This is a genomic window from Entomoplasma ellychniae, assembly GCF_002930155.1.
Classification (GTDB): Bacteria; Bacillota_I; Bacilli_A; order Mycoplasmatales; family Mycoplasmataceae; genus Entomoplasma; species Entomoplasma ellychniae.
In genome coordinates, this window is the sequence record NZ_PHND01000001.1 from 674,758 (window position 1) to 696,965 (window position 22,208).

Sequence of the window (22,208 nt, forward strand, 5' to 3'; positions counted from 1 at the left end):
AGACAGGAGAAGTATGTTTTTTAATAAAGAAAATAAGATATATCAAGAATGAATTAATGCTAAAAACATTGATCCAGAAGTGAAACAAGAATTAGAGAGTGCTGATGAATCAGAATTGTTTGCTACATTTGAAGGAATAGAATTAGAATTTGGCACAGCAGGCATTAGAGGGATACTTGGTGCTGGACCAGGAAGATTTAACATTTACACTATTAAAAAAGTAACAATTGCTTATGCTAAATTACTCATTAAAAACTATTCAAATGAATTATTAAAAGGGGTTGTAGTTGGTCATGATAATAGACACAATTCAAAAAGATTTGCCCAAGAAGTTGCAAATATATTATCCAGTTTTAATATCAAAGCATATTTATTTAAAAACAACGATATGCAACCAACACCAGTTGTTTCATATGCAGTTAAACAATTAAAAGCTATTGGCGGAGTTGTGATTACAGCTTCACATAATCCAAAAGAATATAATGGTTATAAAATATATGATCCATTAGGATGCCAGTTGCAAGATGAACAGACAGCAATTATTTCTGATTCGATGAATAAAATTGAAAACATTTTAAAATGAACATATTCGACTAAAAAAGAATTAATTGAAGTAGTTAATCAAAAAGTTATTGATGATTATATTGCTATGATTAAAAAGTTAGAATTTTATGATGATGTTGAATCAAAGAAAAATTTAACAATAGTGTTTAGTGCAGTTAATGGGACAGGTAGTGCATATACACCATCAATATTAAGACAAAGCGGATATGAAGTGATTGAAGTGGAAGAACATGCTTTTGAAGATGAAACATTTTCAAATGTAATTAATCCCAATCCTGAATTTGACCCTGCATGAGTTATACCCTTACAATATGGTAAACAATATAATGCTGATATTATCATTATGAATGACCCAGATGCTGATAGATTCGGAATGTTTGTTAAAGTTAATAATGAATTTATCAGAATGGATGGGAATAAAACCGGACCATTACTAATTGATTGAAAACTAGCTAATTTTAAAAGATTAAATAGAATACCAACTAATCCAACATTATATTCAAGCTTTGTAACTAGTGATCTTGGAGATCGTGTTGCTAAAGAAAAATATGGTGTTAAGATAATTAAAACATTAACTGGTTTTAAGTGAATGGGGAGAGAAATAGCTAAAGAACCAATTAATGGATTACACTTTGTCTTTGCTTATGAAGAAAGTTATGGTTATGTGATTGATGATTCTACTTTGGATAAAGACGGAATACAAGCATCTATTATGATTGCTGAAATGGCTTGATATTTTAAAAAACAAAATTTAACATTAGTAGATTATTTACACCAAATATATGAAGAATTTGGTTATTACACAACTCAAACTTTAAATCTTAACTTTAAACCAGAAGAAAAGAAAACTAAGATTGATAAAATAATGAGCGATCTAAGAATCAAACCTTTAAAACAAATTGCAGGAATTAAAGTGATTAAAATTGATGATCATATTAAAGGACTGCATAATATGCCAGGTCAAGACCTTTTAAAGTATTATTTACAAGATAAATCATGAGTTGCTGTTAGACCAAGTGGAACTGAACCTAAAATGAAAATTTATTTTGTTGTTGTTGGTCATGATGCAAAAGACTCTTCTGAGAAAACAATTAACATAATTAAAAGTATGAAAGAATACTTAAATATATAAAAAGGAATAAAAGATGAATTTAAACAAATATATTGATCATACATTATTAAAAGCAGATGCTACAAAAGCTGAAATTAAAAAACTTTGCGAAGAAGCTATCAAATATGAGTTTGCTACAATTTGTGTAAACACTACATGAACACAGTATGCAAATGAGTTGTTAAAGAATAGTAAAGCTGAAATCACAAATGTGATTGGATTTCCTTTGGGTGCTTGTGATAGTAACACAAAAGCATTTGAAACTAAACAAGCTATTAAATTTGGTGCTAGTGAAATTGATATGGTATTAAACATTGGTGCACTTAAAGATCAAAACTATGAATTAGTATTAAATGATATGAAAGCAGTTAAACAAGCAGCTGGTAAAAATATTGTTAAATGTATTATGGAGAATTGTTTATTAACTAAAGAACAAATCATTAAAGCATGTCAGTTAGCTATTGAAGCTGAGTTAGATTTTGTTAAAACTTCAACTGGTTTTTCTACAAGTGGAGCTACTATTGAAGATGTAAAGTTAATGAAAAAAATTGTTGGCAATGCTTGCAAAGTTAAAGCAGCTGGTGGAGTTAGAACTTATCATGATGCTATTGCAATGATTAATGCAGGTGCTGATCGCTTGGGAACTAGTGGTGGAGTTAATATTGTTAATGGAAAAGAACACACTAATGGTTATTAAAAAATAAAAACATAAAATTATAAAAGAAAAGGTGTATTTTGATTAAATGCACTTTTTATTTGACTTAATTTGGTGGGTTGTGTATAATATTTTAGCATGTATGTTTTGTATGCACAATTACAACACACTCATAGGAGTTGTAGATAAAAACAAATGGAGGTTATGATGGCAGAACAAAAAATGAGAATTAAATTAAAAGGTTATGATCATACAATTGTAGATCAAAGCATTTTAAAAATTATCGAAGCTGCTGAAGGAACTGGGGCAAAAGTCAGAGGACCAATCCCATTACCAACAGACAAACAAGTGATTACTATTTTAAGAGCTGTTCACAAATATAAAGATTCACGTGAACAATTTGAAATGAGAACCCACAAAAGATTATTAGAGATTTTAAATCCAACACCAACTACAATGGACATTTTAAAAAGAGTTCAATTACCAAGTGGTGTAGAGATCGAAATCAAACTTTAAAAAAGCAAACAAAACACAAATCATATTTTAGACAAGTTAACGAAATATACATGACTCATCAAAATACAAATATAAGGAGATATAAAGATGAAAGGAATCTTAGGACGTAAAGTTGAAATGACTCAAGTTTTTACAACTAATGGTAAATTAATACCAGTAACTGTTATTGAAGTTCAACAAAACACTATTCTACAAGTTAAAACTCTTGAATCAAATGGATATAATGCTACTCAATTAGGAGTATTTGACAAAAGAGAAAACTTAGTAAACAAACCTGACTTAGGACAATTCAAAAAAGCTAATTCAGTTCCTAAGCGCTTCGTAAAAGAGATCAGAAACATGGGAGGATATGAAGTTGGAAGTCAAATTACAGCTTCAGATGTTTTCCAAACTGGTCAATACGTTGACGTTACTGGAATATCAAAAGGTAAAGGATTTGCTGGAGCAATTAAAAGACATAATTACTCAAGAGGTCCTATGGCTCATGGATCAGGATACCACAGAGGTATTGGTTCAATGGGAGCAATTATTAACCGTATTTTTAAATCAAAAAAAATGGCTGGGCACATGGGTGATGCAAAACGCACAATCCAAAATCTAGAAGTTATTTCAATTAATAACAATATAGTAATGGTAAAAGGATCAATTCCTGGGCCAAATAAAGCTTATGTAATTATTAAAGAAAATGTTAAAGGATTAAAATCTGCTGAAGCAGCTAAGTTATTAGTAAGAAATACTAAACCAGCTGTTGAAGCAAAAGTTGAAAAAGTAGTTGAGGTTGAAGTAGCACCTGTGGTTGCTGATGCAGTTCAAGAAACTGTTATTATTGAAACTCCAACTGAAGAGGCAGGAGAATAATCATGGAATTAAAAGTATTAAATGTCCAAGGGCAAGAAGTTAAATCAATTTCATTATCAGATTCTGTTTGAGGTGTAGAACCTCATCAACAAGCAATATTTGACACAGTAATTTCACAACAAGCTGCTTTAAGACAAGGAACTAAAAAAACTAAAACTCGTGCAGAAGTGCGTGGTGGTGGTAAAAAACCTTGAAGACAAAAAGGAACTGGTCGTGCTCGTCAAGGGTCAATTAGAGCACCTCATTGAAGAGGTGGGGGAGTTACTTTTGGTCCAACCCCGGATATTAACTATAAAAAATCAGTTAATAAAAAAGTTAGAGCGTTAGCTTTTAAATCAGCTTTATCAATTAAAGCTGCTGAACAAAATATTGTGATTATTGATAAATTTGAATTTACTAAACCATCTACAAAAGAGATGATTAGTACAATGAAAAATTTAAAAGTTGAAGATCAAAAAATATTAGTTGTAACTAAAGAAAATGATGAATTATTAATTAAATCATCAAGTAACATTGCTGGTATTAAAACAATACCTTCAATTAAATTAAATGTTTATGACATATTAAATGCTCATAAATTAGTTATGACAGAAGAAGCTGTATTAGCAGTTGAGGAGGTATATTCATAATGCATTTAACAGAAGTTATTCAAAAACCTGTGTTGACCGAAAAATCATTTGTAGGTCATGCTAATGGTGTATATACTTTCTTAGTTAATAAAAAAGCTAACAAAGTACAAATTAAAAAAACATTTGAACAAATCTTTGAAGTTAAAGTTGAATCAGTGAGAACTATGAACTATGATGGTAAAGAAAAAAGAATGGGAAAATTTGCTGGAAAAACAAATAATTATAAAAAAGCGATCATCACTTTAAAAGAAGGTGAATCACTAGATTTACTAAACGATTTATAGAAAACACTTAAACCCATAAGTGAGCATATTGTAAATCAATATTAAAAAGCTATAGGAAGGGATATTATGGCATTAAAAAAATATAAACCTACGACAAATGGTCGTAGAAATATGACAACTATTGATTATAAGGCTACTTTAACAACAAGTACACCTGAAAAATCATTGTTGGCTGCTAAAAGTTCTAAAGCCGGACGTAATAACCGTGGAGTTATAACAACACGTCACAAAGGTGGGGGACATAAACAAAAATACAGAATTATTGATTTCAAACGTAACAAAAGAGAAATTATTGGAACTATTACTACAATTGAATATGATCCAAATAGAAATGCTTTTATTTGTTTAATTAATTATATAGATGGAGAAAAACGTTATGTCTTATTTGCAAAAGGAATGAAAGTAGGAATGAATGTTGTTGCTTCTGAAAACGCAGATATTAAAGTTGGAAACGCTGCTCCATTAAAAAATATACCTGAAGGGACTTTGGTTCACAATGTTGAATTAAAACCTGGTAAAGGTGGGCAAATGGCTAGAAGTGCTGGTACTTCAGTACAAATTCTTGGAAAAGATGATGATGGTAAATATGTAACTTTACGTTTAACATCAGGTGAAGTAAGAAAAGTTTTAGCTGATTGTTATGCAACAGTTGGAGAAGTTGGAAATGAAGAATACAACTTAGTTAACTGAGGTAAAGCTGGGCGTAACAGATGAAGAGGAATTCGCCCAACAGTTCGTGGTTCAGTTATGAACCCCAACGATCACCCACATGGGGGAGGGGAAGGACGTACTCCAATTGGACGTAAAAATCCTGTAACTCCATGAGGTAAAGCAGCACTTGGTGTTAAAACTCGTAATACTAAAAAATCAAGTGAGAAATTAATTGTAAGAAAGCGTAATGCTAAGAAATAGGGAAGGAGAATAGTATATGTCAAGATCATTAAAAAAAGGGCCTTTTGCAGACGAATATTTATTTAAAAAAGTTGCTGTTTCAAAAGAAAATGAAGTTATAAAAACTTGATCACGTAGATCAACTATTTTCCCTGATTTCATCGGTAAAACTTTCGGAGTTTACAATGGTAAAGAATTTATACCCGTATATATAACTGAAGATATGGTTGGCCACAAATTAGGTGAATTTGCTCCAACAAGAAAATTCGGTGGTCACGGTGATGATAAAGGTAAAAAATAGGAAAGGGATAGGAATTAAAAAATGGAAGCAAAAGCTTATTTAAATATGATTCGTATCTCTCCTAGAAAAGCTAGATTAGTAGTAGATACAATCAGAACAAAACCAGTAGCACAAGCAATTGCTATGCTACACAATACTGATAAAAGAAGTGCTGAACCAATTTTAAAATTATTAAATTCAGCAATTGCTAATGCAGTAAACAATAACGGAATGGATGCTGACAAATTATTTGTTAAAACTGTTTATGTTAATGAAGGTCCAACTCTAAAACGTTTTAGACCAAGAGCTCATGGTAGAGCTTATGAAATTTTAAAAAGAACATCACATATTACAATTATTGTAAGTGATGAAAGAAACTAGAAAGGGCGAGTAGAAGTTATGGGACAAAAAGTATCACCTAATGTTTTACGTTTAGGAATCGTTAGAGAATGAGAAGACACATGATATGCAGAAAAAGATCAATATGTTAAATGATTGAATCAAGATATCGCAATTCGTGAAACTGTAGTTAAGTTATTAAAAGATGCTGCAGTTGCAAAAGTTAAAATCGAAAGAATTGCCTCATCAATTATTTTGGTTATATCATCAGCTCGTCCAGCAATAGTGTTAGGGCAAGAAGGAAAAAACATTGAGAGTATTGTTTTAGCTGTTAAAAAAGCTATTAAAGATAGAAAAGTTAAAGTTGAAGTTAAAGTTGTTGAAATTAAAAACCCTGATACTGACGCTACACTAGTTGCAAGATGAATTGGTGAACAAATTACAAATCGTGCTTCTTTTAGAACAGTGCAAAAAGCTGCAATAAGAAGAGCATTAAAAGCAGGAGTTAAAGGAATTAAAACTTCTGTTAGTGGACGTCTAGGTGGAGTTGAAATGGCTCGTACTGAAGGATATATAGAAGGTTCAGTTCCTTTGTCAACTCTAAGAGCTGATATTGATTATGCTTTATATGAAGCACCAACTACATATGGACAAATTGGAGTTAAAGTTTGAATTAACCATGGTGAAGTTATTGGAGGTCAAAGACCAACATATGCTAACGAGTTTAGAAAAGACTTTAATAGAAGACCTAATAAAGGGGGAAGAAAATAATGTTGTTACCAAAAAGAACAAAATATCGTAAACCCCACAAAGTTAGTTTTAAAGGAAAAGCAAAAGGTGCTAAAACAATTGATTTTGGTGATTATGGATTAATGTCTCTTGATGGAGCTTGAATTGATAACCGTCAAATTGAAGCAGCTCGTATTGCCATGACTCGTTTTATGAAACGTGATGGTAAAGTTTGAATGAGAATTTTTCCACATATTTCAATGTCAAAAAAGCCAGCTGAAGTTAGAATGGGATCTGGAAAAGGAAACCCTGAAAAGTGAGTAGCTGTTGTTAAAGAAGGAACTATTATGTTTGAAATTGCTGGAGTAAACGAAGAAACTGCAAGAGAAGCTTTGCGTTTAGCAATGCATAAACTTCCAGTTCGTTGCAAATTCGTTAAGAGAGGTGAAGAGTAATGGCTAATAAATTAATGGACGAAACAAGAGCATTATCAACAAGTGAATTACTTGAAAAAAACGAAGCTAAAAAAGCTGAGTTATTCGCTCTTAAATTTCAAGCTGCTGTTGGTAGCTTAGAACAAACTCACCAAATTAAAATTATCAAAAAAGAAATTGCAAGAATTCAATTAGTATTATCTGAAAAAGCAAAAGCTGGAGAAAATGTTAATACAAAAGTGAAAACTGATTACAGTAAAGCTGTTCAAGAAGCAGAAAAATCTGGAAAAGAAGTTAGAGCTAAACAACGTAAAATGATTGAAGAATTACAAGCACAATATGAAGGTGGAGTAAATGGTGAAGAAGACGCTATTGCTGCTGCAATGAATAGTGCTGAAGAAGAACAAATAAACTCGCCTGAAGGAGAAACAAAATAATGGAAAGAAATAGTAGAAAAATACTAGTTGGTAAAGTTGTATCTGACAAGATGGAAAAAACAATTACTGTATTAGTTGAAACTTACAAAAACCACCCAATTTATAAAAAACGTGTTAAATATTCTAAAAAATATAAAGCTCATGATGAACAACAAATTGCTGCAATAGGTGATAAAGTTCAAATTATGGAAACACGTCCTCTTTCAAAAACAAAAAACTTTAGATTAGTTAAAATTGTAGAAAAAGCAGTTTTATAGAAGGTACACAGAAATGATTCAAACATTATCAAAATTAAAAGTAGCTGACAATTCGGGTGCTAAAGAAGTCCGTGTTATTCGTAATCTAGGTGGATCTGTTAGAAAGTTTACAGGTATTGGAGACATTATAGTTTGTTCAATTCAATCAGCAGCACCTGGCGGGGCTGTTAAAAAAGGTCAAGTTGTTAAAGCAGTTATCGTAAGAACTAAAAGAGAATTAAGAAGAGATGATGGAACTTACATTAGATTTTCTGAAAATGCTGTAGTTATTATTAAAGATGACAAATCACCACGTGGAACTCGTATTTTCGGTCCAATTGCACGTGAAATAAAAGAAGCTGGTTTTGTTAAAATTGCATCACTAGCTCCAGAAGTATTATAGGGGGAACTAGAAATGAACAAATCAAAAATCTTAGTTGGTGACGTAGTTAAAGTTATTGCTGGTTCTCACAAAGGTGAAATCGGGCCAGTCACAAGTATATCAAAAGACAAAAGGACAGTTTCTGTTCAAGGAATTGATGTTGTTAAACATGTTAAACCTTCACAAACTGATCAAGAAGGTGGGATTAAACAAATTCCTGCTAACATCAATATATCAAACATCGCATTACAAGATCCGAAAAATAAAGAAAGAATATCAAAAATCGGTTATAAAATTGAAAATGGTAAAAAAATTAGATTAGCTAAAGCTTCTAAATCACCTTTAAAAAAAGCCGGAAAATAAGAAAGGAATAGATTTAATATGAAATCAAGATTAGAAACTAAATATAAAGATCAAATTATTCCTGAATTATTTAAGGAATTAGAATACAGATCAATTATGCAAGTCCCAAAAATTACTAAAATAGTAATTAATATGGGAGTAGGGGATGCGACAACAGATCCTAAAAAATTAGATGCAGCAGCTATTGAATTGCAACAATTAGCTGGTCAAAAACCTTTAATTACAAAAGCTAAAAAATCATTAGCTGTATTTAAATTAAGAGAAGGAATGCCAATTGGTACAAAAGTAACTTTAAGAGGTAAAAAGATGTATGACTTTTTAGACCGTTTAACTTCAGTTGCTTTGCCACGTGTGCGTGACTTCAGAGGAGTTCCAAAAACTTCATTTGATGGATTTGGAAACTATACTTTAGGAATTAAAGAACAAATCATATTCCCAGAAATAGATTATGATAAAGTTGCTAAACTTCGTGGTATGGATATAACAATTGTAACTAGTGCTAATACAAATGAGGAAGCTTTCAAATTATTAGAAAAATTTGGAATGCCTTTCGCGAAATAGGGAGATCGAATTATGGCAAAAAAATCATTAAAAGTTAAACAAGCCAAACATCAAAAGTTTGGTGTAAGAAATTATACAAGATGTCAAAAATGTGGTAGACCGCATGCTGTGCTAAAAAAATTCGGAATTTGTCGTTTATGCTTTAGAAAATATGCGTATGAAGGGCAAATCCCTGGAGTTAGAAAAGCTTCATGATAATAGGAATAGAAAGATAAAAGGATAAAAATATGACAACAGATGTAATTGCAGATATGTTAACCAGAATCCGTAACGCAAATCAAAGAATGTTAAAAACAGTTTTAGTGCCTTCATCAAAAATGAAAGTAGAAATTGCTAAAATTCTTAAAGATGAAGGATTCATCGTTGACTTCACTGTTGAAGGTGAAGTTAAAAAAACTATTACTATTGAATTAAAATATCATGGAAAGCAAAGAGTTATATCAGGACTTAAAAAAATCTCTAAACCAGGATTAAGAGTATATGCACCAGCAAACGAAATCCCTCAAGTATTAAACGGATTAGGAATATCAATAGTTTCAACATCACAAGGAATCATGACAGGTAAGAAAGCACGACTATCAAATTTTGGTGGAGAAGTGTTAGCTTTTGTCTGATAATAGAAGGGAAGATTAGAATATGTCACGTATAGGAAACAGAGTTTTAGCAATCCCTGCAGGAGTTGAAATAAATATTGATGAAAAAAACACAGTTACAATCAAAGGTTCAAAAGGAACTTTAATTCAAACATTTTCACCTTTAATTTCAATTGGAGTTGAAGGAACAGAATTAACAACTAAAAGAGAAAATGAATTAAAACATACAAAACAACTTCACGGAACAACCAATTCTTTATTACAAGGAATGTTAGTTGGAGTACATGAAGGATTTAAAAAAATATTAGATATTAATGGGGTTGGTTATAGAGCGGCATTAAATGGTGCTAAATTAAACCTGTCATTAGGTTATTCTCATCCAGTAGAATATGATATTCCTGAAGGCATAACAATTGAAGTGCCTAAGGTTACACAAATTATTGTTACAGGAATTGATAAACAAAAAGTTGGTCAAGTTGCAGCAGAAATTAGAGCATATAGAAAACCTGAACCTTATAAAGGAAAAGGTATTAAATACTCTGATGAAATTATTATTAGAAAAGAAGGGAAAGCAGCTGGTAAGTAGTATCACGCTTAAGGTTATTAAATTATGAAGTACACTAAACAAGAAGCCAGAAAAAGAAGACACTTTCGTGTTAGAAGTAAAGTAATTGGTACAGCTGAAAGACCTAGATTAAATGTATTTAAATCTAACACTAATTTCTATGCACAAATTATTGATGATATAACAGGAAATACTTTAGTTTCAGCATCATCATTAAAACTTGGTTTAAAAGCTGGTAATGTAGAAGCTGCAAAAAAAGTTGGGGCTGAAATTGCAAAACTAGCAGCTAATAAAAAAATTATTGATGTTGTGTTTGATCGTGGTGGATATTTATATCATGGTAAAGTTAAAGCTTTTGCAGAAACTGCAAGAGAAAATGGATTGAAATTTTAGGAAGGGTGAATAAGATTATGATAGAAAATAAATTAGACACACCAGTTGTGGAAACTACAATTACTACTGAAGCTGTATCAGCGCCAATAGTTGCTACATCAAATGATCAAACTCAACCTGAAAAAAGAAAGTTTGATAGAAAACCAAATAACAGCCGTGGTAATGGGCCAAGACAGTTTCAAAAACAAGATGATTTTGAAGAAAAAGTTGTAACAATTAGACGTGTTACAAAAGTTACAAAAGGTGGACGTCACTTTAGATTTGCAGCAGTTGTTGTTGTTGGAGATAAAAAAGGACGTGTTGGTTTAGGAACAGGAAAAGCAAACGAAGTTCCTGAAGCAATTAAAAAAGCAATTAAAGAAGCTAGAAAAAATGTTATTAGAGTACCTTTAAGAGGAACCACTGTACCTCATGAAGTACTTGGTAAATTTGGAGCAGGTCAAGTATTAATTAAACCTGCAAAACCAGGAACTGGAATTATTGCTGGTGGACCAGCACGTGCTGTTATTGAATTGGCTGGTATTGCTGATGTTTATGCTAAATCATTAGGTAGAAATAATCCTATTAATATGATTAGAGCTACACTTGATGGTTTAACATTAATGCATACTGGTAAAAAAGTAAATGATTTAAGATTCGCTAAACCAGTTATTAAAAAAGAAGCAGCATCAGTTATTGTTGAAACAAATAAACAAGTAGAAGCTGAATAGGAAGGAAACCATACAATGAAATTACATGAATTAAAATATACTGAAGGTAGTCATAAAGATGCTACTAGAGTAGGTAGAGGTATGGCTTCTGGAAAAGGAAAAACTTCTACAAGAGGTCACAAAGGTCAAAATTCTCGTTCAGGTGGGGGTGTTAGACCCGGATTTGAAGGGGGTCAAACTCCTTTATACAGAAGATTACCAAAAATTGGTTTTACTTCAATTAATCAAAAACAATACATCATATTAACTCTTTCTGATTTAGAAAATTTAAACTTAAGTAATATTGATCATAAAACTTTAATAGAAGCAAAAGTTATTAAAAACGAAAAACAATTAGTTAAAGTTTTAAATAATGGAACATTAACTAAAAAAGTTAATGTAAAATTAAATAAAATATCAAAACAAGCTCAAGTTATAATTGAACAACTTGGAGGAAAAGTAGAGGTGATTTAATAATGGCACTAAAAAAAACTGAGAAAACAAAATATTCAAAGTTAGCCAAAAAATCACTTAATAAAAGCGATTTTGCTAATAAGAGCTTCTTTATTAAAAATAAAGATCTTATTAAAAGAATCGTTTTTACTTTAATCTTATTAATAATTATTAGGATTGGTGTTTATATAACTGTTCCAGGAATTAAATTAACAAGTGATTTTCAAAGCTCAATTGATAATTCACAGTTCTTTCAATTGCTATCAACTTTAGGTGGTGGTACCATTGGAAGATTCTCAATATTAGCTTTAGGGGTTTCTCCTTATATTACTGCTTCTATTATTGTTCAATTATTATCAACAGATGTAATACCTATTTTAACTAGATGAAATAAGTCTGGTGAGCGAGGTAGAAAAAAATTAGATAAATTAACTAAAGTATTAATGATTCCTTTTGCTTTAATGCAAGGTGTTGCAACTATATTTACTTTACAACAACAAGGAGTAATTGAACCTGGTTGAGTTTCAACAAAAGTTTTAGCCAGTCCTGCTTTTTATTATATATTAGTGCCTCTAGTTATGTTAGCTGGTTCATACTTCATGTTATGAATAGCAGATCAGATAACTATTAAAGGTGTTGGTAATGGAATTTCTATTGTTATTTTTATAGGTATCATTACTCAAATGCCAGTAAATATAATTCAAACTTGAACATGGTGAATTCCAGACAAGGGAGAAAGTATAAATATTTTATTTAGTGGAATTATATTTTTTACTATTTATATGGGTATTTTTTTAATTGTTATATTTTCTGTAGTTTTAATGAATGAAGCTGAAAGAAAAATACCTATTCAACAAACTGGTAGTGGATTAGTAGATGCTAAAGACCATACTCCTTATTTACCATTGAAGTTAAATAATGCTGGAGTTATTCCGGTTATATTTGCTTCTGCAATTATTTCAACACCAATTACAATTGCTCAAATTTTAGATCCAACAGCAGCAGCATCATTAGCGTCAAGTGGAATTTACTCTTCAAATGGTTTTGTTAAGTTTACTCAAATGTATTTATCTTTTAGTAAATGATGAGGAATAGGGATTTTTTCAATCATGGTTATACTATTCACATTTTTATATGCACAAGTTCAAATAAATCCAGAAAAAATAAGCGAAAATTTTCAAAAATCAGGGACATTTATCCCTGGAATTAAACCAGGAATAGACACAACCAATTTTTTACAAGCAACAATAAATAGACTTTCTTTATTTGGTTCAATTTTTTTAGCAGCAATAGCGGCATTACCATATGTTATATCTAAGTTAATAGATTTACCAAGTAATTTAGCAATTGGTGGGACTGGACTAATTATTTGTATTTCTGTTGCGATACAAACAACACAACAAATACAAGGCCGTATACAACAACACAAGTTTATCGAATCTAAAAAACAAAAGTTTACAGATGAAAACCAAAATTCATCAACTCATATATGATAATAAAAGCAAAAACTTTTTTGTTTTATAATATTTAAAAGGACGTTGTGAAAAAAGAAGAATTGTTTGAAAAGTTATTAAACTTAAAAAATAATGCATACTCTCCATATTCTAATTTTAAAGTTGCTTGTATAATTAGATTAAAAAATCAAGATGTTGTTAAAGGTGTAAATATTGAATCTGCTTCATATTCACCAACTATTTGTGCAGAAAGAGCAGCAATATCTCAGCTTTACGCTTTGGGGTGAAATGAAAAAGATATTGAAGAGTTTTCGCTATATACAGATAGTGAAAATTTAGGCACACCATGTGGAGTTTGTAGACAAGTAATGAGCGAATTGTTAAATCCACTACAAGAAATTGTGATTTTTAATAAGCACGGTTATATTAAAACTATTATTAATCAAGAGTTGTTACCATATGCTTTTTCATCTAATGATTTGAAAAGCTAAAAAGCATTTTGTTATAATGACATAGTTAGAATAAGGAGAATCAAAATGAATATAATGTTGTTGGGTGCACCTGGTTGTGGTAAAGGAACTTTAGCTGAAAAATTAATTAATAAAAAAGGTTTTACACAGTTGTCAACTGGTGATTTGATGCGCAAAGAAATTTCTAAAAAATCTGTTTTGGGAATTCAATGTATTGAATACATAAATGCAGGCAAACTAGTACCAGATGAAGTGACAAATGGTATTGTTAAAGAATTTTTAAAAGAAAAACACAATGGATTAATTTTTGACGGATATCCAAGAACTTTAAATCAAGCAAAAGCTTTGGAAGAAATTTTAAAAGAATTAGGATCAAGCATTTCAAAAATTATTTATATTGATGTTGCTAAAGAAGTTTTGTTATCTAGAATAAGTGGAAGATTAATTTGCCCAACTTGTAAAATTAGTTATCATACAATTAACAGAAAACCTAAAATTGAATGAATTTGCGATAAAGATCAAACAGAATTAATAAGAAGAGTAGATGATGAACCAAACAAAGTTGAAGTTAGATTAAAAGCATATGCAAAACAAACAGCACCATTAATAAAATATTTTTCTACAAATTCTGGATTTTTAAAAATTGTGGATTCAGGTACTTTGACACCAGAAGAAACATATCAAAAAGTTATGGAAACATTTTAATGGCCGTTAGTATTAAATCAAATGCTGAAATTCAAAAAATGCGAATAGCATCAAGTGTTTTATCAGACGCTATTAGCATGCTAAAAAAAATGATAGTACCAGGTGTTAATTGCTTAGATTTAGATGAAGAATTTTATAAATTCATAAAAGCAAAAGGATGTCAATCTAATTTTAAAAATTACCATGGTTTTCCAAAAACTATTTGTATTTCAATCAATGAACAATTAGTACATGGTATACCTGAAGACAGAATTTTGCAAGATGGTGATATTGTTTCTGTTGATACTGGATGTATTTTTCAAGGTTATCATGCTGATAGCGCTTTTACTATGATTTGCGGTATTGCAAAAAATGAAAAACATGATATACTTATTAAAGTCACTGAGGAGTGTTTGGAATTAGCAATTAAAGAAGTTAAACCAGGAACTCGTATAGGAACTATAGGTTACATAATTCAAAGTCATGCTGAAAAACATGGATTTGGTGTTCCTAGAGATTATACAGGACACGGTATTGGAACTCAAATGCATGAAGACCCATATATACCTAATTATGGTATTTATGATACTGGAATGCGTTTAAAAGCTGGAATGGTTATTTGTATTGAACCTATGATTCAAATCGGAACATACAAAACTAAATTAGCTTCTGATAACTGAACTGTCTTGTCAGCTGATAAAAGCATGGCTGCTCACTTTGAACACACAATTCTAGTAACAGATAGCGGTTATGAAGTATTAACCAAATCAAAAGTAAAGGAGTTGTAGTAATGGCAAAAGAAGCAGAAATGGAATTTGAGGGAACAGTTGCTGAAGTGTTAGCAAACGCGCAATTCAAAGTTAAACTGGAAAACGACATAGTTATTGATGCACACGTGTCAGGTAAAATCCGAATGCACCACATTCGCATCTTACCTGGAGATAAAGTAACAGTCGTGATATCACCTTATGATATGACACGTGGAAGAATTACCTACAGAAGAATTCAAAAAAAACCTGAGAGTAATTAAAAAATAAACAAAATAAATTAAATCAGCTAAAAACTGATTTAAACTATTTTAAAAGAAATACGGAGGTTGTGATGAAAGTTAGATCATCAGTCAAAAAAATTTGCGACAAATGTCGTGTTATTAGACGTAAAGGCCGTGTAATGATTATTTGTGCACAACCAAAGCACAAACAAAGACAAGGTTAATTTAAACAGTCTAAATTAAAAAATAAAAGAAGGGAATTTTAAAAATGGCTCGTATTAGTGGAGTAGAAATACCAAACGAAAAAAGAGTTGTAATCTCACTAACATATATTTATGGTGTGGGACTATCAACTTCACAAACTATTTTAGCTAAGTTAAATATAAGTGAAGATCTTCGTACAAAAGATTTAACTGAAGAACAAATTAAATTAATATCTGCTGAGGTTTCGAAATTCAAAGTTGAAGGAGAACTTCGCAGAGAAGTTTCATTAAACATCAAACGTTTAATGGAAATTGGATGTTATAGAGGATTAAGACATCGTAAAGGATTACCTGTAAGAGGTCAATCATCAAAAACAAATGCAAGAACAGTTAAAGGTCCAAGAAAAACTGTAGCTAACAAGAAAAAATAGAAAGTAGAGGAATTTTAAAAATGGCTAAACCAAAAACAAGTACAAAAAAACGTATTAAAAAAAATATACCAAAGGGTATTGCACACATTCACTCTACTTTTAACAATACAATTGTTACTATTAGTGATGAACAAGGTAATGTTCTTTCATGATCAAGTGCTGGAGCTATCGGGTTTAAAGGTTCTAAAAAATCTACACCGTATGCCGCTCAATTAATTTCAGAAGCTGCTGCAAAAGGAGCTATTGATCAAGGTATTAAATCTGTTCAAGTTGAAGTTAAAGGACCAGGACCAGGACGTGATGCTGCTGTTAGAGCATTATCAATAGCAGGTATTGAAGTAACTTCAATTAAAGACTGCACTCCCGTTCCACATAATGGAGTGCGTCCAAGAAAACGCCCAAGAAAATAATAAAAGAAAATAGGAGTTATAGCGAATGAAACAATTTAATAAACCAGAATTCGGAATCATACAAGAATCACCAAGTAAATTTTACGGAAAGTTTTCAGCTTCACCTCTTGAAAGAGGTTTTGCCATTACTTTAGGTAATGTTTTAAGAAGAACTTTATTATCATCAACACCAGGTGCAGCAGTTTACGCAATTAAAATTGCTGGAGCTCAACATGAATTCATTTCGATTCCTGGTATTGAAGAAAATGTATCTCGTATAGTTTTAAATGTTAAAAAAATAGTGTTATCAATAAATTCAAAAATGTATAAAGATGATGAACATATTGAAATAAAGATTTCATCAACAACAGTTGGGCCTATTAAAGCTAAAGATTTAGTTTTACCAGCAGGGGTAGAAATTTTAAATAAAGATTTAGTCATTGCAAATATTGCTGAAGGTGGAAGTCTTGACTTAGTTTTATATGCTAAAAACTCAAGAGGGTATAGAACTTTTAAAGAAAACAAAGATAACAAAAACATTGAACCTGGAATGATTACTATAGATTCAAATTACTCACCAATTATAAGAGTTGCATATAACTCAGAAATAATTAACTTGGGTAAAGCTCAAGATTCTGAAAAATTGATTTTAGAAGTTGAAACTGATGGTTCAATTCTTGCATCTGATGCAGTTGCTTTAGCTTCAAAAATACTTATTTCGCATTTAGAAACTTTTACAGAAATTATTGATAAATCAATTGATGATGTAGTGGTTATGGGTGAGGATGCTGTTGAAGAAAAAGAACTAGACAAACCAGTTGAAGAATTAGAATTCACTCAAAGAAGCTTAAATTGTTTGAAAAGAGCAAACATTGATACTTTAAGAGAACTAGTTTCAAAAACAGAAGATGAAATAAAAGAAATCCCAAACTTAGGAAGCAAATCTTTATTAGAGATCAAACAAAAAATTGCTTCTTTAGAATTAGAATTCAAAAAAAACTAATAAAAATTAAAAAGGAGAAAAGCAATGTCATATATTCAAAAACGTGGTAAGAACACAGCTTGAAGAACAGCTTTAATGAGAAATTTAACAACTGAACTTATTATTTCAGAACGTTTAGAAATTACTGAAACTAGAGCTAAAGAATTAAGAAAACATTTTGATAAAATGGTAACTTTAGCTAAACGTGGTGATTTACATGCACGTAGACAAGCTGCAAGTTGATTAAGAAATATAGAAGCTTCTTCAAAAGAAGATGTTCTTCAAAAATTATTTACAATTACTGCAAAAAGATTTAAAGATAGAGATGGTGGTTACACACGTATCTTAAAATTAGATAATCGTAAAGGTGATAATGCACCAATGGTTATTATTGAACTAGTTTAATATTTGAAAATTATGAGACATTTGTCTTATTTTTTTTGAATTTTAATTTATAATTATTATAATTAACAAGTGGAGGAATAATATGCCTGAATCATTAAAAAAATTCCAAAGTACTAAATTATCCGAAAAAGATATTAACGATTTTAAAAAAGAATTACATAATGCTTATTTAGAATTTTTAAAAGCTAATAACGAGTTTTATAAAATAAATCAAAAGTATAAACAAAAACAAGTAAACAAAAAAGAAGTTGCTAAAGTAGTCGAAATTAAAAAACAAAAAAGCAAAGCATTTAAATTAATTTTAAAAGAAAAAAAATTTAAAGAAAATTTGAAATTTATTTCTAAAGTGAACAAAAACCTATCAACAAAAAATTCAAGTATAGTTTTTGAAAAGTCTAAAGAAGAATTAATAGAAGCAAAAAAAATTTATAAGGAGTTTTTAGCTTCAGTTAAAGAAATGGGCCGCGGTGCTGAGTTAGATCAGTTAAATGATATAGCGATTAAAGCAGAAAATATAAATTTTAAATATAATTTTGATTTGCCTTATGTTTTAAATGATGTTAGCTTTGAAATTAAAAAAGGCGAGTATGTAACAGTTATTGGTCATAATGGTTCAGGTAAATCAACGCTTTCAAAATTATTAATAGGTGCACTTCAACCAGAATCTGGTCATTTATCTTTGTTTGGTAATTACGTTACTATTGATACTTTAGATCAAGCAAGAAGATTTTTGGGAATTGTTTTTCAAAATCCTGATAATCAGTTTATTGGTTCAAGTGTTGAAGCTGATATTGCTTTTGGCTTAGAAAATAAACGTGTTGAACCTAAGCTTATGCATGATCAAATTTATGAAGCAGCTAAAAAAGTTGGAATGGAAAATTTCTTAGATAAAGAACCACTAATGTTATCTGGTGGTCAAAAACAACGAGTTGCTATCGCTAGTGTGCTTGCCTTAAGTCCAGAAATATTAATTTTTGATGAAGCAACAAGTATGTTGGACCCAAAAGGTAATAGAGAAGTAAAAGAAATTATGGTTGATCTTAGAGATAATATGGGGAAAACAGTTATTTCAATTACTCACGATATGGATGAGATTTTAAATGCAGACAAAGTAATTGTCATGAATAAAGGACAAATGGTTAAATTTGGAACCCCAGAAGAAGTTTTAAAAGAAAAAGAATTTTTAAGATCTATTAAATTGGATGTACCATTTTTATCTTTAGTTGAAGAAGCTTTAGAAAAAGAAGGTATTAAAATTAAGCACAGCAATACAATGGATGAGTTGGTGAGTCAGATATGTTAACAACTAAAAAAGAAATTAAGCAAAATTTAAAAGAATGAAAAAAAATAGAAAAAGAAACAAAAGAGTTTGATTTTACTGGTGATATTATTTTAAATAATGTGAGCTACACATATTCAAAAAAAACCCCTTTTGAGTTTAAGGCTTTAGATTTTGCTAATGTTAAAATTAAAGATCATAAAATTACATGTGTGATAGGAACTACTGGTTCTGGAAAATCTACTATAATTCAATTAACTAATGGACTATTATTAACCGAAACTGGTGAGACTATTATTGGCAATTATAAAATACCTGCAGGAACTAAAAAAATTAAAGATGTTAAAAGATTAAGAAAAGAAGTTGGGTTGGTTTTTCAGTTTCCTGAGTACCAATTATTTCAAGATACAATTGAAAAAGATATAGCGTTTGGACCAATTCATTTAGGAGAAAACAAAGCATCTGCTTTGAAAAAAGTTCCTAGTTTATTAGAATTAGTACAATTACCAGTTGATTATATTTCAAGGTCTCCATTTGAATTATCTGGTGGGCAGAAAAGAAGAGTAGCTATCGCAGGTATTATTGCAATGGATGGTAAAACTTTAGTTTTAGATGAACCAACTGGAGGATTAGATCCAAAAGGTGAAGAAGATTTTTTAAACTTATTTATACATTTAAATAAAGAACAAAACAAAAGAATCATTATGGTTACTCATAACATGGATCATGTATTAAAATCAGCTGATGAAGTTATTGTTATGCATGAAGGTAAAGTTATTGAAGTTGGTTCGCCGTTTGAAATTTTTTCTAATCAGCAATTGTTGACAAGTATACAAATTGAGCCTCCTAAAGTTTATAAACTTTTATACAGCTTAAAAGCAAAAGGAATTGATCTTTTAGATAAAAAAATAAGAACTATAGAAGAGTTTGCAAAAGAATTTAAAAATTACAAGAAAGGAAAATAAATATGAGAGTTACATTTGGTAGATATCAACCTAGAAATTCTTTAATTCATGCAATGGATGGAAGATTTAAAATGATTATTATTATTTTATTAATGATTACAATATTTTTACCAATAGGTTTATCAGGATACATTATATGTGGAGCGGTTATACTTGGTATGTTTGCTTTGTCTAAATTAAATTTTAGAATGCTTTTAGGTTTATTTCCACCAGTGTTATTTGTTTTTGTAATTATTTTATTTATGAACTCTCTTATATCTCACCCTGAAAGTAGTGATGAACTACTTAAAACATTAGATAAAATAGACAAACATAAAAATTTATTTTTGACTAATCACGGTTGGTATTCTGTTGGTAGATTATTTGTATCTCCTAAAGAATGAGAAAGTTTAGGTCTTGTTTCAAAAGATTATTATGTCTTGGGTTCATTTTTTAAAGTAGGTGGATTTTGATTTAGTGAAAAATCTTTTTATATGGCAACAATGATGGGTTTAAGAATTTATTTTATGATTACTTTAACTTGTATTCTAACTGGTACAACATCACCTCTTCAATTAACATTGGCAATTGAAGACATATTAACACCTTTAAAATTTATAGGAATACCTATTTATATAATATCTATGATTATTTCAATAGCTTTACGTATGATTCCAACCTTGATTGACGAAGCAGGAAGAATTATGAAAGCTCAAGCAAGTAGAGGAATTGATGTTAAAAACGGTAAATTAAAAGATAAAGCAAAAGGAATGGCTTCTTTAATTATTCCTTTATTGGTTTCATCATTTCAAAAAGCTGAAGACTTAGCATATGCAATGGAGTCTAGAGGTTATAATCCATATGCTAAAAGAACAAGATATATTCAATTTAAATTTCATGTATTTGATTTATTATTATTAATATTTTCTGTAGCATTTTTAATATTTATGATTTTAGTTGCATTTCAAATACTACCAATCAGTATTAAAATTCCAGCTTTAGGTTCAATAGATAAAATAATAACAGGAAATGTTAAATAGATAAATGTATAGAATCCTTATTAATCTACAATATGATGGCTCATCTTATTGTGGTTGAATCAAACAAAAAAATCAAAATTCTATTCAAGGAGTTTTAGAAAAAACTATATTTAAAGTAATTAAGTCAAATAATTTTAAAGTTTATGGTGTTAGTAAAACAGATGCAGGAGTTCATGCGCTTAGTCAAAAAGTTATAATTGAAATTAACTTTCAACCAACATTAAATAAATTTATATGAGCCTTAAATAAGGCTCTTCCTTCTGATATACATATATCAGAATTTGATTATGTTAGTGCTTCTTTTGAACTACATGATGTCAAGTGTAAAACATATGTATACACATTGAATAATAGCATTTGAGATCTTAAGAACAACAGATATGAATTAGAATGGTCTAAAAACTTAATTAACATAAAACAATTACAAGATATTTGTAATATTTTTGTAGGTGAACATGATTTTAAATTATTTTCAGGTTTAAGTGAGAGCGAAGTAAATAGTGGTAATTTTAAAACAATAAGAAAAATAGATTCAATTAAAGTTTTTAAAAAAGCTGATAAAATTGAAATTGAGTTTATAGCTAAAGGGTTTATAAGACATCAAATAAGATATATTGTTCAGTCAATTTTAAATTGTCAATATAATAAAGTATCTCAAAGTACACTTAAAGAAATGCTTAATGGGAATGGTAAAAAGCTTCCTTTTAAAGCAGAAGCAAAAGGATTATTATTAAAAAGTGTTGTTTTTAATAAAAAATAAATGTAAGATTTATCACATGGGTATTATTAAAACAATATCAAATAATTAGTTAATTGATAAATGTAACATTTTTTGAATAAGTTTAACGAGAAGAAAAGTGTAATTTCTATGAATATAGCTAAAGTTTAATACCCATAAAAAATGGCTTTAATGCCTTTTTTTTATGTCAAAATGTTAAAATTATAAAGAACTTATTTATTTTTATAAGGAGAAT

The 22,208-nt window shown here is 29.8% G+C and carries 36 protein-coding genes; all 36 read left to right on the plus strand.

All coding sequences use genetic code 4. The features are described 5' to 3' along the window. The first annotated feature begins 13 nt into the window (after positions 1 to 13). The 36 genes from EELLY_RS03050 to truA all read left to right on the plus strand — a co-directional run bounded on the left by EELLY_RS03050 (position 14) and on the right by truA (position 21,994). Positions 14 to 1,696, plus strand: coding sequence for a phospho-sugar mutase (locus EELLY_RS03050; protein ID WP_104205998.1), 1,683 nt, complete (start codon positions 14 to 16; stop codon positions 1,694 to 1,696). 13 nt (positions 1,697 to 1,709) lie between these two features. After that, positions 1,710 to 2,372 carry a deoxyribose-phosphate aldolase gene (gene deoC, locus EELLY_RS03055; RefSeq protein ID WP_104205999.1) on the plus strand — a complete coding sequence of 221 codons (663 nt, stop codon included), beginning with the start codon at positions 1,710 to 1,712 and terminating at the stop codon, positions 2,370 to 2,372. A 165-nt stretch (positions 2,373 to 2,537) separates the two neighbouring features. Further along, positions 2,538 to 2,846, plus strand: coding sequence for a 30S ribosomal protein S10 (gene rpsJ / locus EELLY_RS03060; RefSeq protein WP_104206000.1), 309 nt, complete (start codon positions 2,538 to 2,540; stop codon positions 2,844 to 2,846). Positions 2,847 to 2,933: 87 nt separating this feature from the next. Continuing rightward, positions 2,934 to 3,704, plus strand: a complete 771-nt coding sequence (gene rplC, locus EELLY_RS03065) for a 50S ribosomal protein L3 (RefSeq protein ID WP_104206001.1) — start codon at positions 2,934 to 2,936, stop codon at positions 3,702 to 3,704. A gap of 2 nt (positions 3,705 to 3,706) precedes the next feature. Further along, positions 3,707 to 4,333, plus strand: a complete 627-nt coding sequence (rplD, locus tag EELLY_RS03070; RefSeq protein ID WP_104206002.1) for a 50S ribosomal protein L4 — start codon at positions 3,707 to 3,709, stop codon at positions 4,331 to 4,333. After that, positions 4,333 to 4,617, plus strand: coding sequence for a 50S ribosomal protein L23 (rplW, locus tag EELLY_RS03075; protein WP_104206003.1), 285 nt, complete (start codon positions 4,333 to 4,335; stop codon positions 4,615 to 4,617). Before rplD ends, rplW begins: the two co-directional genes overlap by 1 nt. Before the next feature lie 66 nt (positions 4,618 to 4,683). Further along, complete coding sequence (rplB, locus tag EELLY_RS03080; protein WP_104206004.1) at positions 4,684 to 5,529, plus strand: 50S ribosomal protein L2; 846 nt, start codon at positions 4,684 to 4,686, stop codon at positions 5,527 to 5,529. A 16-nt stretch (positions 5,530 to 5,545) separates the two neighbouring features. Continuing rightward, positions 5,546 to 5,809, plus strand: a complete 264-nt coding sequence (gene rpsS, locus EELLY_RS03085) for a 30S ribosomal protein S19 (RefSeq protein ID WP_104206005.1) — start codon at positions 5,546 to 5,548, stop codon at positions 5,807 to 5,809. Between the two features lie 21 nt (positions 5,810 to 5,830). Beyond that, entirely contained in the window at positions 5,831 to 6,169 is a 339-nt protein-coding gene (rplV, locus tag EELLY_RS03090; protein ID WP_104206006.1) for a 50S ribosomal protein L22, read from the plus strand. An 18-nt stretch (positions 6,170 to 6,187) separates the two neighbouring features. After that, the gene (gene rpsC, locus EELLY_RS03095) at positions 6,188 to 6,898 is read left to right on the plus strand and encodes a 30S ribosomal protein S3 (RefSeq protein ID WP_104206007.1); all 711 of its coding nucleotides are present in this window, start codon (positions 6,188 to 6,190) and stop codon (positions 6,896 to 6,898) included. Next, positions 6,898 to 7,311: a 50S ribosomal protein L16 gene (gene rplP, locus EELLY_RS03100; RefSeq protein WP_104206008.1), complete on the plus strand. Its 414-nt coding sequence runs from the start codon at positions 6,898 to 6,900 to the stop codon at positions 7,309 to 7,311. The genes rpsC and rplP overlap by 1 nt, the downstream gene beginning before the upstream one ends. Beyond that, entirely contained in the window at positions 7,311 to 7,727 is a 417-nt protein-coding gene (rpmC, locus tag EELLY_RS03105) for a 50S ribosomal protein L29 (protein WP_104206009.1), read from the plus strand. The genes rplP and rpmC overlap by 1 nt, the downstream gene beginning before the upstream one ends. Next, positions 7,724 to 7,984, plus strand: a complete 261-nt coding sequence (gene rpsQ / locus EELLY_RS03110) for a 30S ribosomal protein S17 (protein WP_181021084.1) — start codon at positions 7,724 to 7,726, stop codon at positions 7,982 to 7,984. Before rpmC ends, rpsQ begins: the two co-directional genes overlap by 4 nt. 13 nt (positions 7,985 to 7,997) lie before the next feature. Then, entirely contained in the window at positions 7,998 to 8,366 is a 369-nt protein-coding gene (gene rplN, locus EELLY_RS03115; RefSeq protein WP_104206011.1) for a 50S ribosomal protein L14, read from the plus strand. A gap of 12 nt (positions 8,367 to 8,378) precedes the next feature. Continuing rightward, positions 8,379 to 8,708: a 50S ribosomal protein L24 gene (rplX, locus tag EELLY_RS03120; protein WP_104206012.1), complete on the plus strand. Its 330-nt coding sequence runs from the start codon at positions 8,379 to 8,381 to the stop codon at positions 8,706 to 8,708. Positions 8,709 to 8,726: 18 nt separating this feature from the next. Further along, on the plus strand, positions 8,727 to 9,269 hold the full coding sequence (gene rplE, locus EELLY_RS03125; protein WP_104206013.1) for a 50S ribosomal protein L5: 543 nt from the start codon (positions 8,727 to 8,729) through the stop codon (positions 9,267 to 9,269). A gap of 12 nt (positions 9,270 to 9,281) precedes the next feature. After that, positions 9,282 to 9,467 carry a type Z 30S ribosomal protein S14 gene (locus EELLY_RS03130; protein ID WP_104206014.1) on the plus strand — a complete coding sequence of 62 codons (186 nt, stop codon included), beginning with the start codon at positions 9,282 to 9,284 and terminating at the stop codon, positions 9,465 to 9,467. A 29-nt stretch (positions 9,468 to 9,496) separates the two neighbouring features. Beyond that, on the plus strand, positions 9,497 to 9,886 hold the full coding sequence (rpsH, locus tag EELLY_RS03135) for a 30S ribosomal protein S8 (RefSeq protein ID WP_104206015.1): 390 nt from the start codon (positions 9,497 to 9,499) through the stop codon (positions 9,884 to 9,886). A 19-nt stretch (positions 9,887 to 9,905) separates the two neighbouring features. Continuing rightward, on the plus strand, positions 9,906 to 10,448 hold the full coding sequence (rplF, locus tag EELLY_RS03140; protein WP_104206016.1) for a 50S ribosomal protein L6: 543 nt from the start codon (positions 9,906 to 9,908) through the stop codon (positions 10,446 to 10,448). 24 nt (positions 10,449 to 10,472) lie between these two features. Beyond that, positions 10,473 to 10,820, plus strand: coding sequence for a 50S ribosomal protein L18 (rplR, locus tag EELLY_RS03145; protein ID WP_104206017.1), 348 nt, complete (start codon positions 10,473 to 10,475; stop codon positions 10,818 to 10,820). A 17-nt stretch (positions 10,821 to 10,837) separates the two neighbouring features. Beyond that, positions 10,838 to 11,530, plus strand: coding sequence for a 30S ribosomal protein S5 (gene rpsE, locus EELLY_RS03150; protein WP_104206018.1), 693 nt, complete (start codon positions 10,838 to 10,840; stop codon positions 11,528 to 11,530). Between the two features lie 15 nt (positions 11,531 to 11,545). Then, a complete protein-coding gene (rplO, locus tag EELLY_RS03155) occupies positions 11,546 to 11,983 on the plus strand; it encodes a 50S ribosomal protein L15 (RefSeq protein ID WP_104206019.1) in 438 nt (145 codons plus the stop codon). Positions 11,984 to 11,985: 2 nt separating this feature from the next. Then, positions 11,986 to 13,458: a preprotein translocase subunit SecY gene (gene secY, locus EELLY_RS03160; protein ID WP_104206020.1), complete on the plus strand. Its 1,473-nt coding sequence runs from the start codon at positions 11,986 to 11,988 to the stop codon at positions 13,456 to 13,458. Between the two features lie 44 nt (positions 13,459 to 13,502). Next, the gene (gene cdd / locus EELLY_RS03165; RefSeq protein ID WP_104206021.1) at positions 13,503 to 13,907 is read left to right on the plus strand and encodes a cytidine deaminase; all 405 of its coding nucleotides are present in this window, start codon (positions 13,503 to 13,505) and stop codon (positions 13,905 to 13,907) included. A 45-nt stretch (positions 13,908 to 13,952) separates the two neighbouring features. Then, a complete protein-coding gene (locus EELLY_RS03170; RefSeq protein ID WP_104206022.1) occupies positions 13,953 to 14,591 on the plus strand; it encodes an adenylate kinase family protein in 639 nt (212 codons plus the stop codon). Continuing rightward, complete coding sequence (gene map, locus EELLY_RS03175; RefSeq protein WP_104206023.1) at positions 14,591 to 15,358, plus strand: type I methionyl aminopeptidase; 768 nt, start codon at positions 14,591 to 14,593, stop codon at positions 15,356 to 15,358. The genes EELLY_RS03170 and map overlap by 1 nt, the downstream gene beginning before the upstream one ends. A 2-nt stretch (positions 15,359 to 15,360) precedes the next feature. Continuing rightward, positions 15,361 to 15,600 carry a translation initiation factor IF-1 gene (gene infA, locus EELLY_RS03180; protein WP_104206024.1) on the plus strand — a complete coding sequence of 80 codons (240 nt, stop codon included), beginning with the start codon at positions 15,361 to 15,363 and terminating at the stop codon, positions 15,598 to 15,600. 71 nt (positions 15,601 to 15,671) lie between these two features. Beyond that, positions 15,672 to 15,785 carry a 50S ribosomal protein L36 gene (rpmJ, locus tag EELLY_RS03185; protein WP_011183044.1) on the plus strand — a complete coding sequence of 38 codons (114 nt, stop codon included), beginning with the start codon at positions 15,672 to 15,674 and terminating at the stop codon, positions 15,783 to 15,785. A gap of 44 nt (positions 15,786 to 15,829) precedes the next feature. Further along, complete coding sequence (gene rpsM, locus EELLY_RS03190) at positions 15,830 to 16,195, plus strand: 30S ribosomal protein S13 (RefSeq protein ID WP_104206025.1); 366 nt, start codon at positions 15,830 to 15,832, stop codon at positions 16,193 to 16,195. Positions 16,196 to 16,215: 20 nt separating this feature from the next. After that, positions 16,216 to 16,605 (plus strand): 30S ribosomal protein S11, encoded by a 390-nt coding sequence (gene rpsK / locus EELLY_RS03195; RefSeq protein WP_104206026.1) that lies wholly within the window; start codon positions 16,216 to 16,218, stop codon positions 16,603 to 16,605. 25 nt (positions 16,606 to 16,630) lie between these two features. Beyond that, entirely contained in the window at positions 16,631 to 17,587 is a 957-nt protein-coding gene (locus EELLY_RS03200; protein WP_104206027.1) for a DNA-directed RNA polymerase subunit alpha, read from the plus strand. 24 nt (positions 17,588 to 17,611) lie between these two features. Beyond that, a complete protein-coding gene (gene rplQ / locus EELLY_RS03205; RefSeq protein WP_104206028.1) occupies positions 17,612 to 17,971 on the plus strand; it encodes a 50S ribosomal protein L17 in 360 nt (119 codons plus the stop codon). A gap of 82 nt (positions 17,972 to 18,053) precedes the next feature. Next, positions 18,054 to 19,274, plus strand: coding sequence for an energy-coupling factor transporter ATPase (locus tag EELLY_RS03210; protein ID WP_104206029.1), 1,221 nt, complete (start codon positions 18,054 to 18,056; stop codon positions 19,272 to 19,274). Beyond that, on the plus strand, positions 19,268 to 20,215 hold the full coding sequence (locus EELLY_RS03215; protein WP_104206030.1) for an energy-coupling factor transporter ATPase: 948 nt from the start codon (positions 19,268 to 19,270) through the stop codon (positions 20,213 to 20,215). The genes EELLY_RS03210 and EELLY_RS03215 overlap by 7 nt, the downstream gene beginning before the upstream one ends. A 2-nt stretch (positions 20,216 to 20,217) precedes the next feature. Next, the gene (locus tag EELLY_RS03220) at positions 20,218 to 21,234 is read left to right on the plus strand and encodes an energy-coupling factor transporter transmembrane component T family protein (protein ID WP_104206031.1); all 1,017 of its coding nucleotides are present in this window, start codon (positions 20,218 to 20,220) and stop codon (positions 21,232 to 21,234) included. 4 nt (positions 21,235 to 21,238) lie between these two features. Beyond that, entirely contained in the window at positions 21,239 to 21,994 is a 756-nt protein-coding gene (gene truA, locus EELLY_RS03225; protein WP_104206032.1) for a tRNA pseudouridine(38-40) synthase TruA, read from the plus strand. Positions 21,995 to 22,208 lie beyond the last annotated feature (214 nt).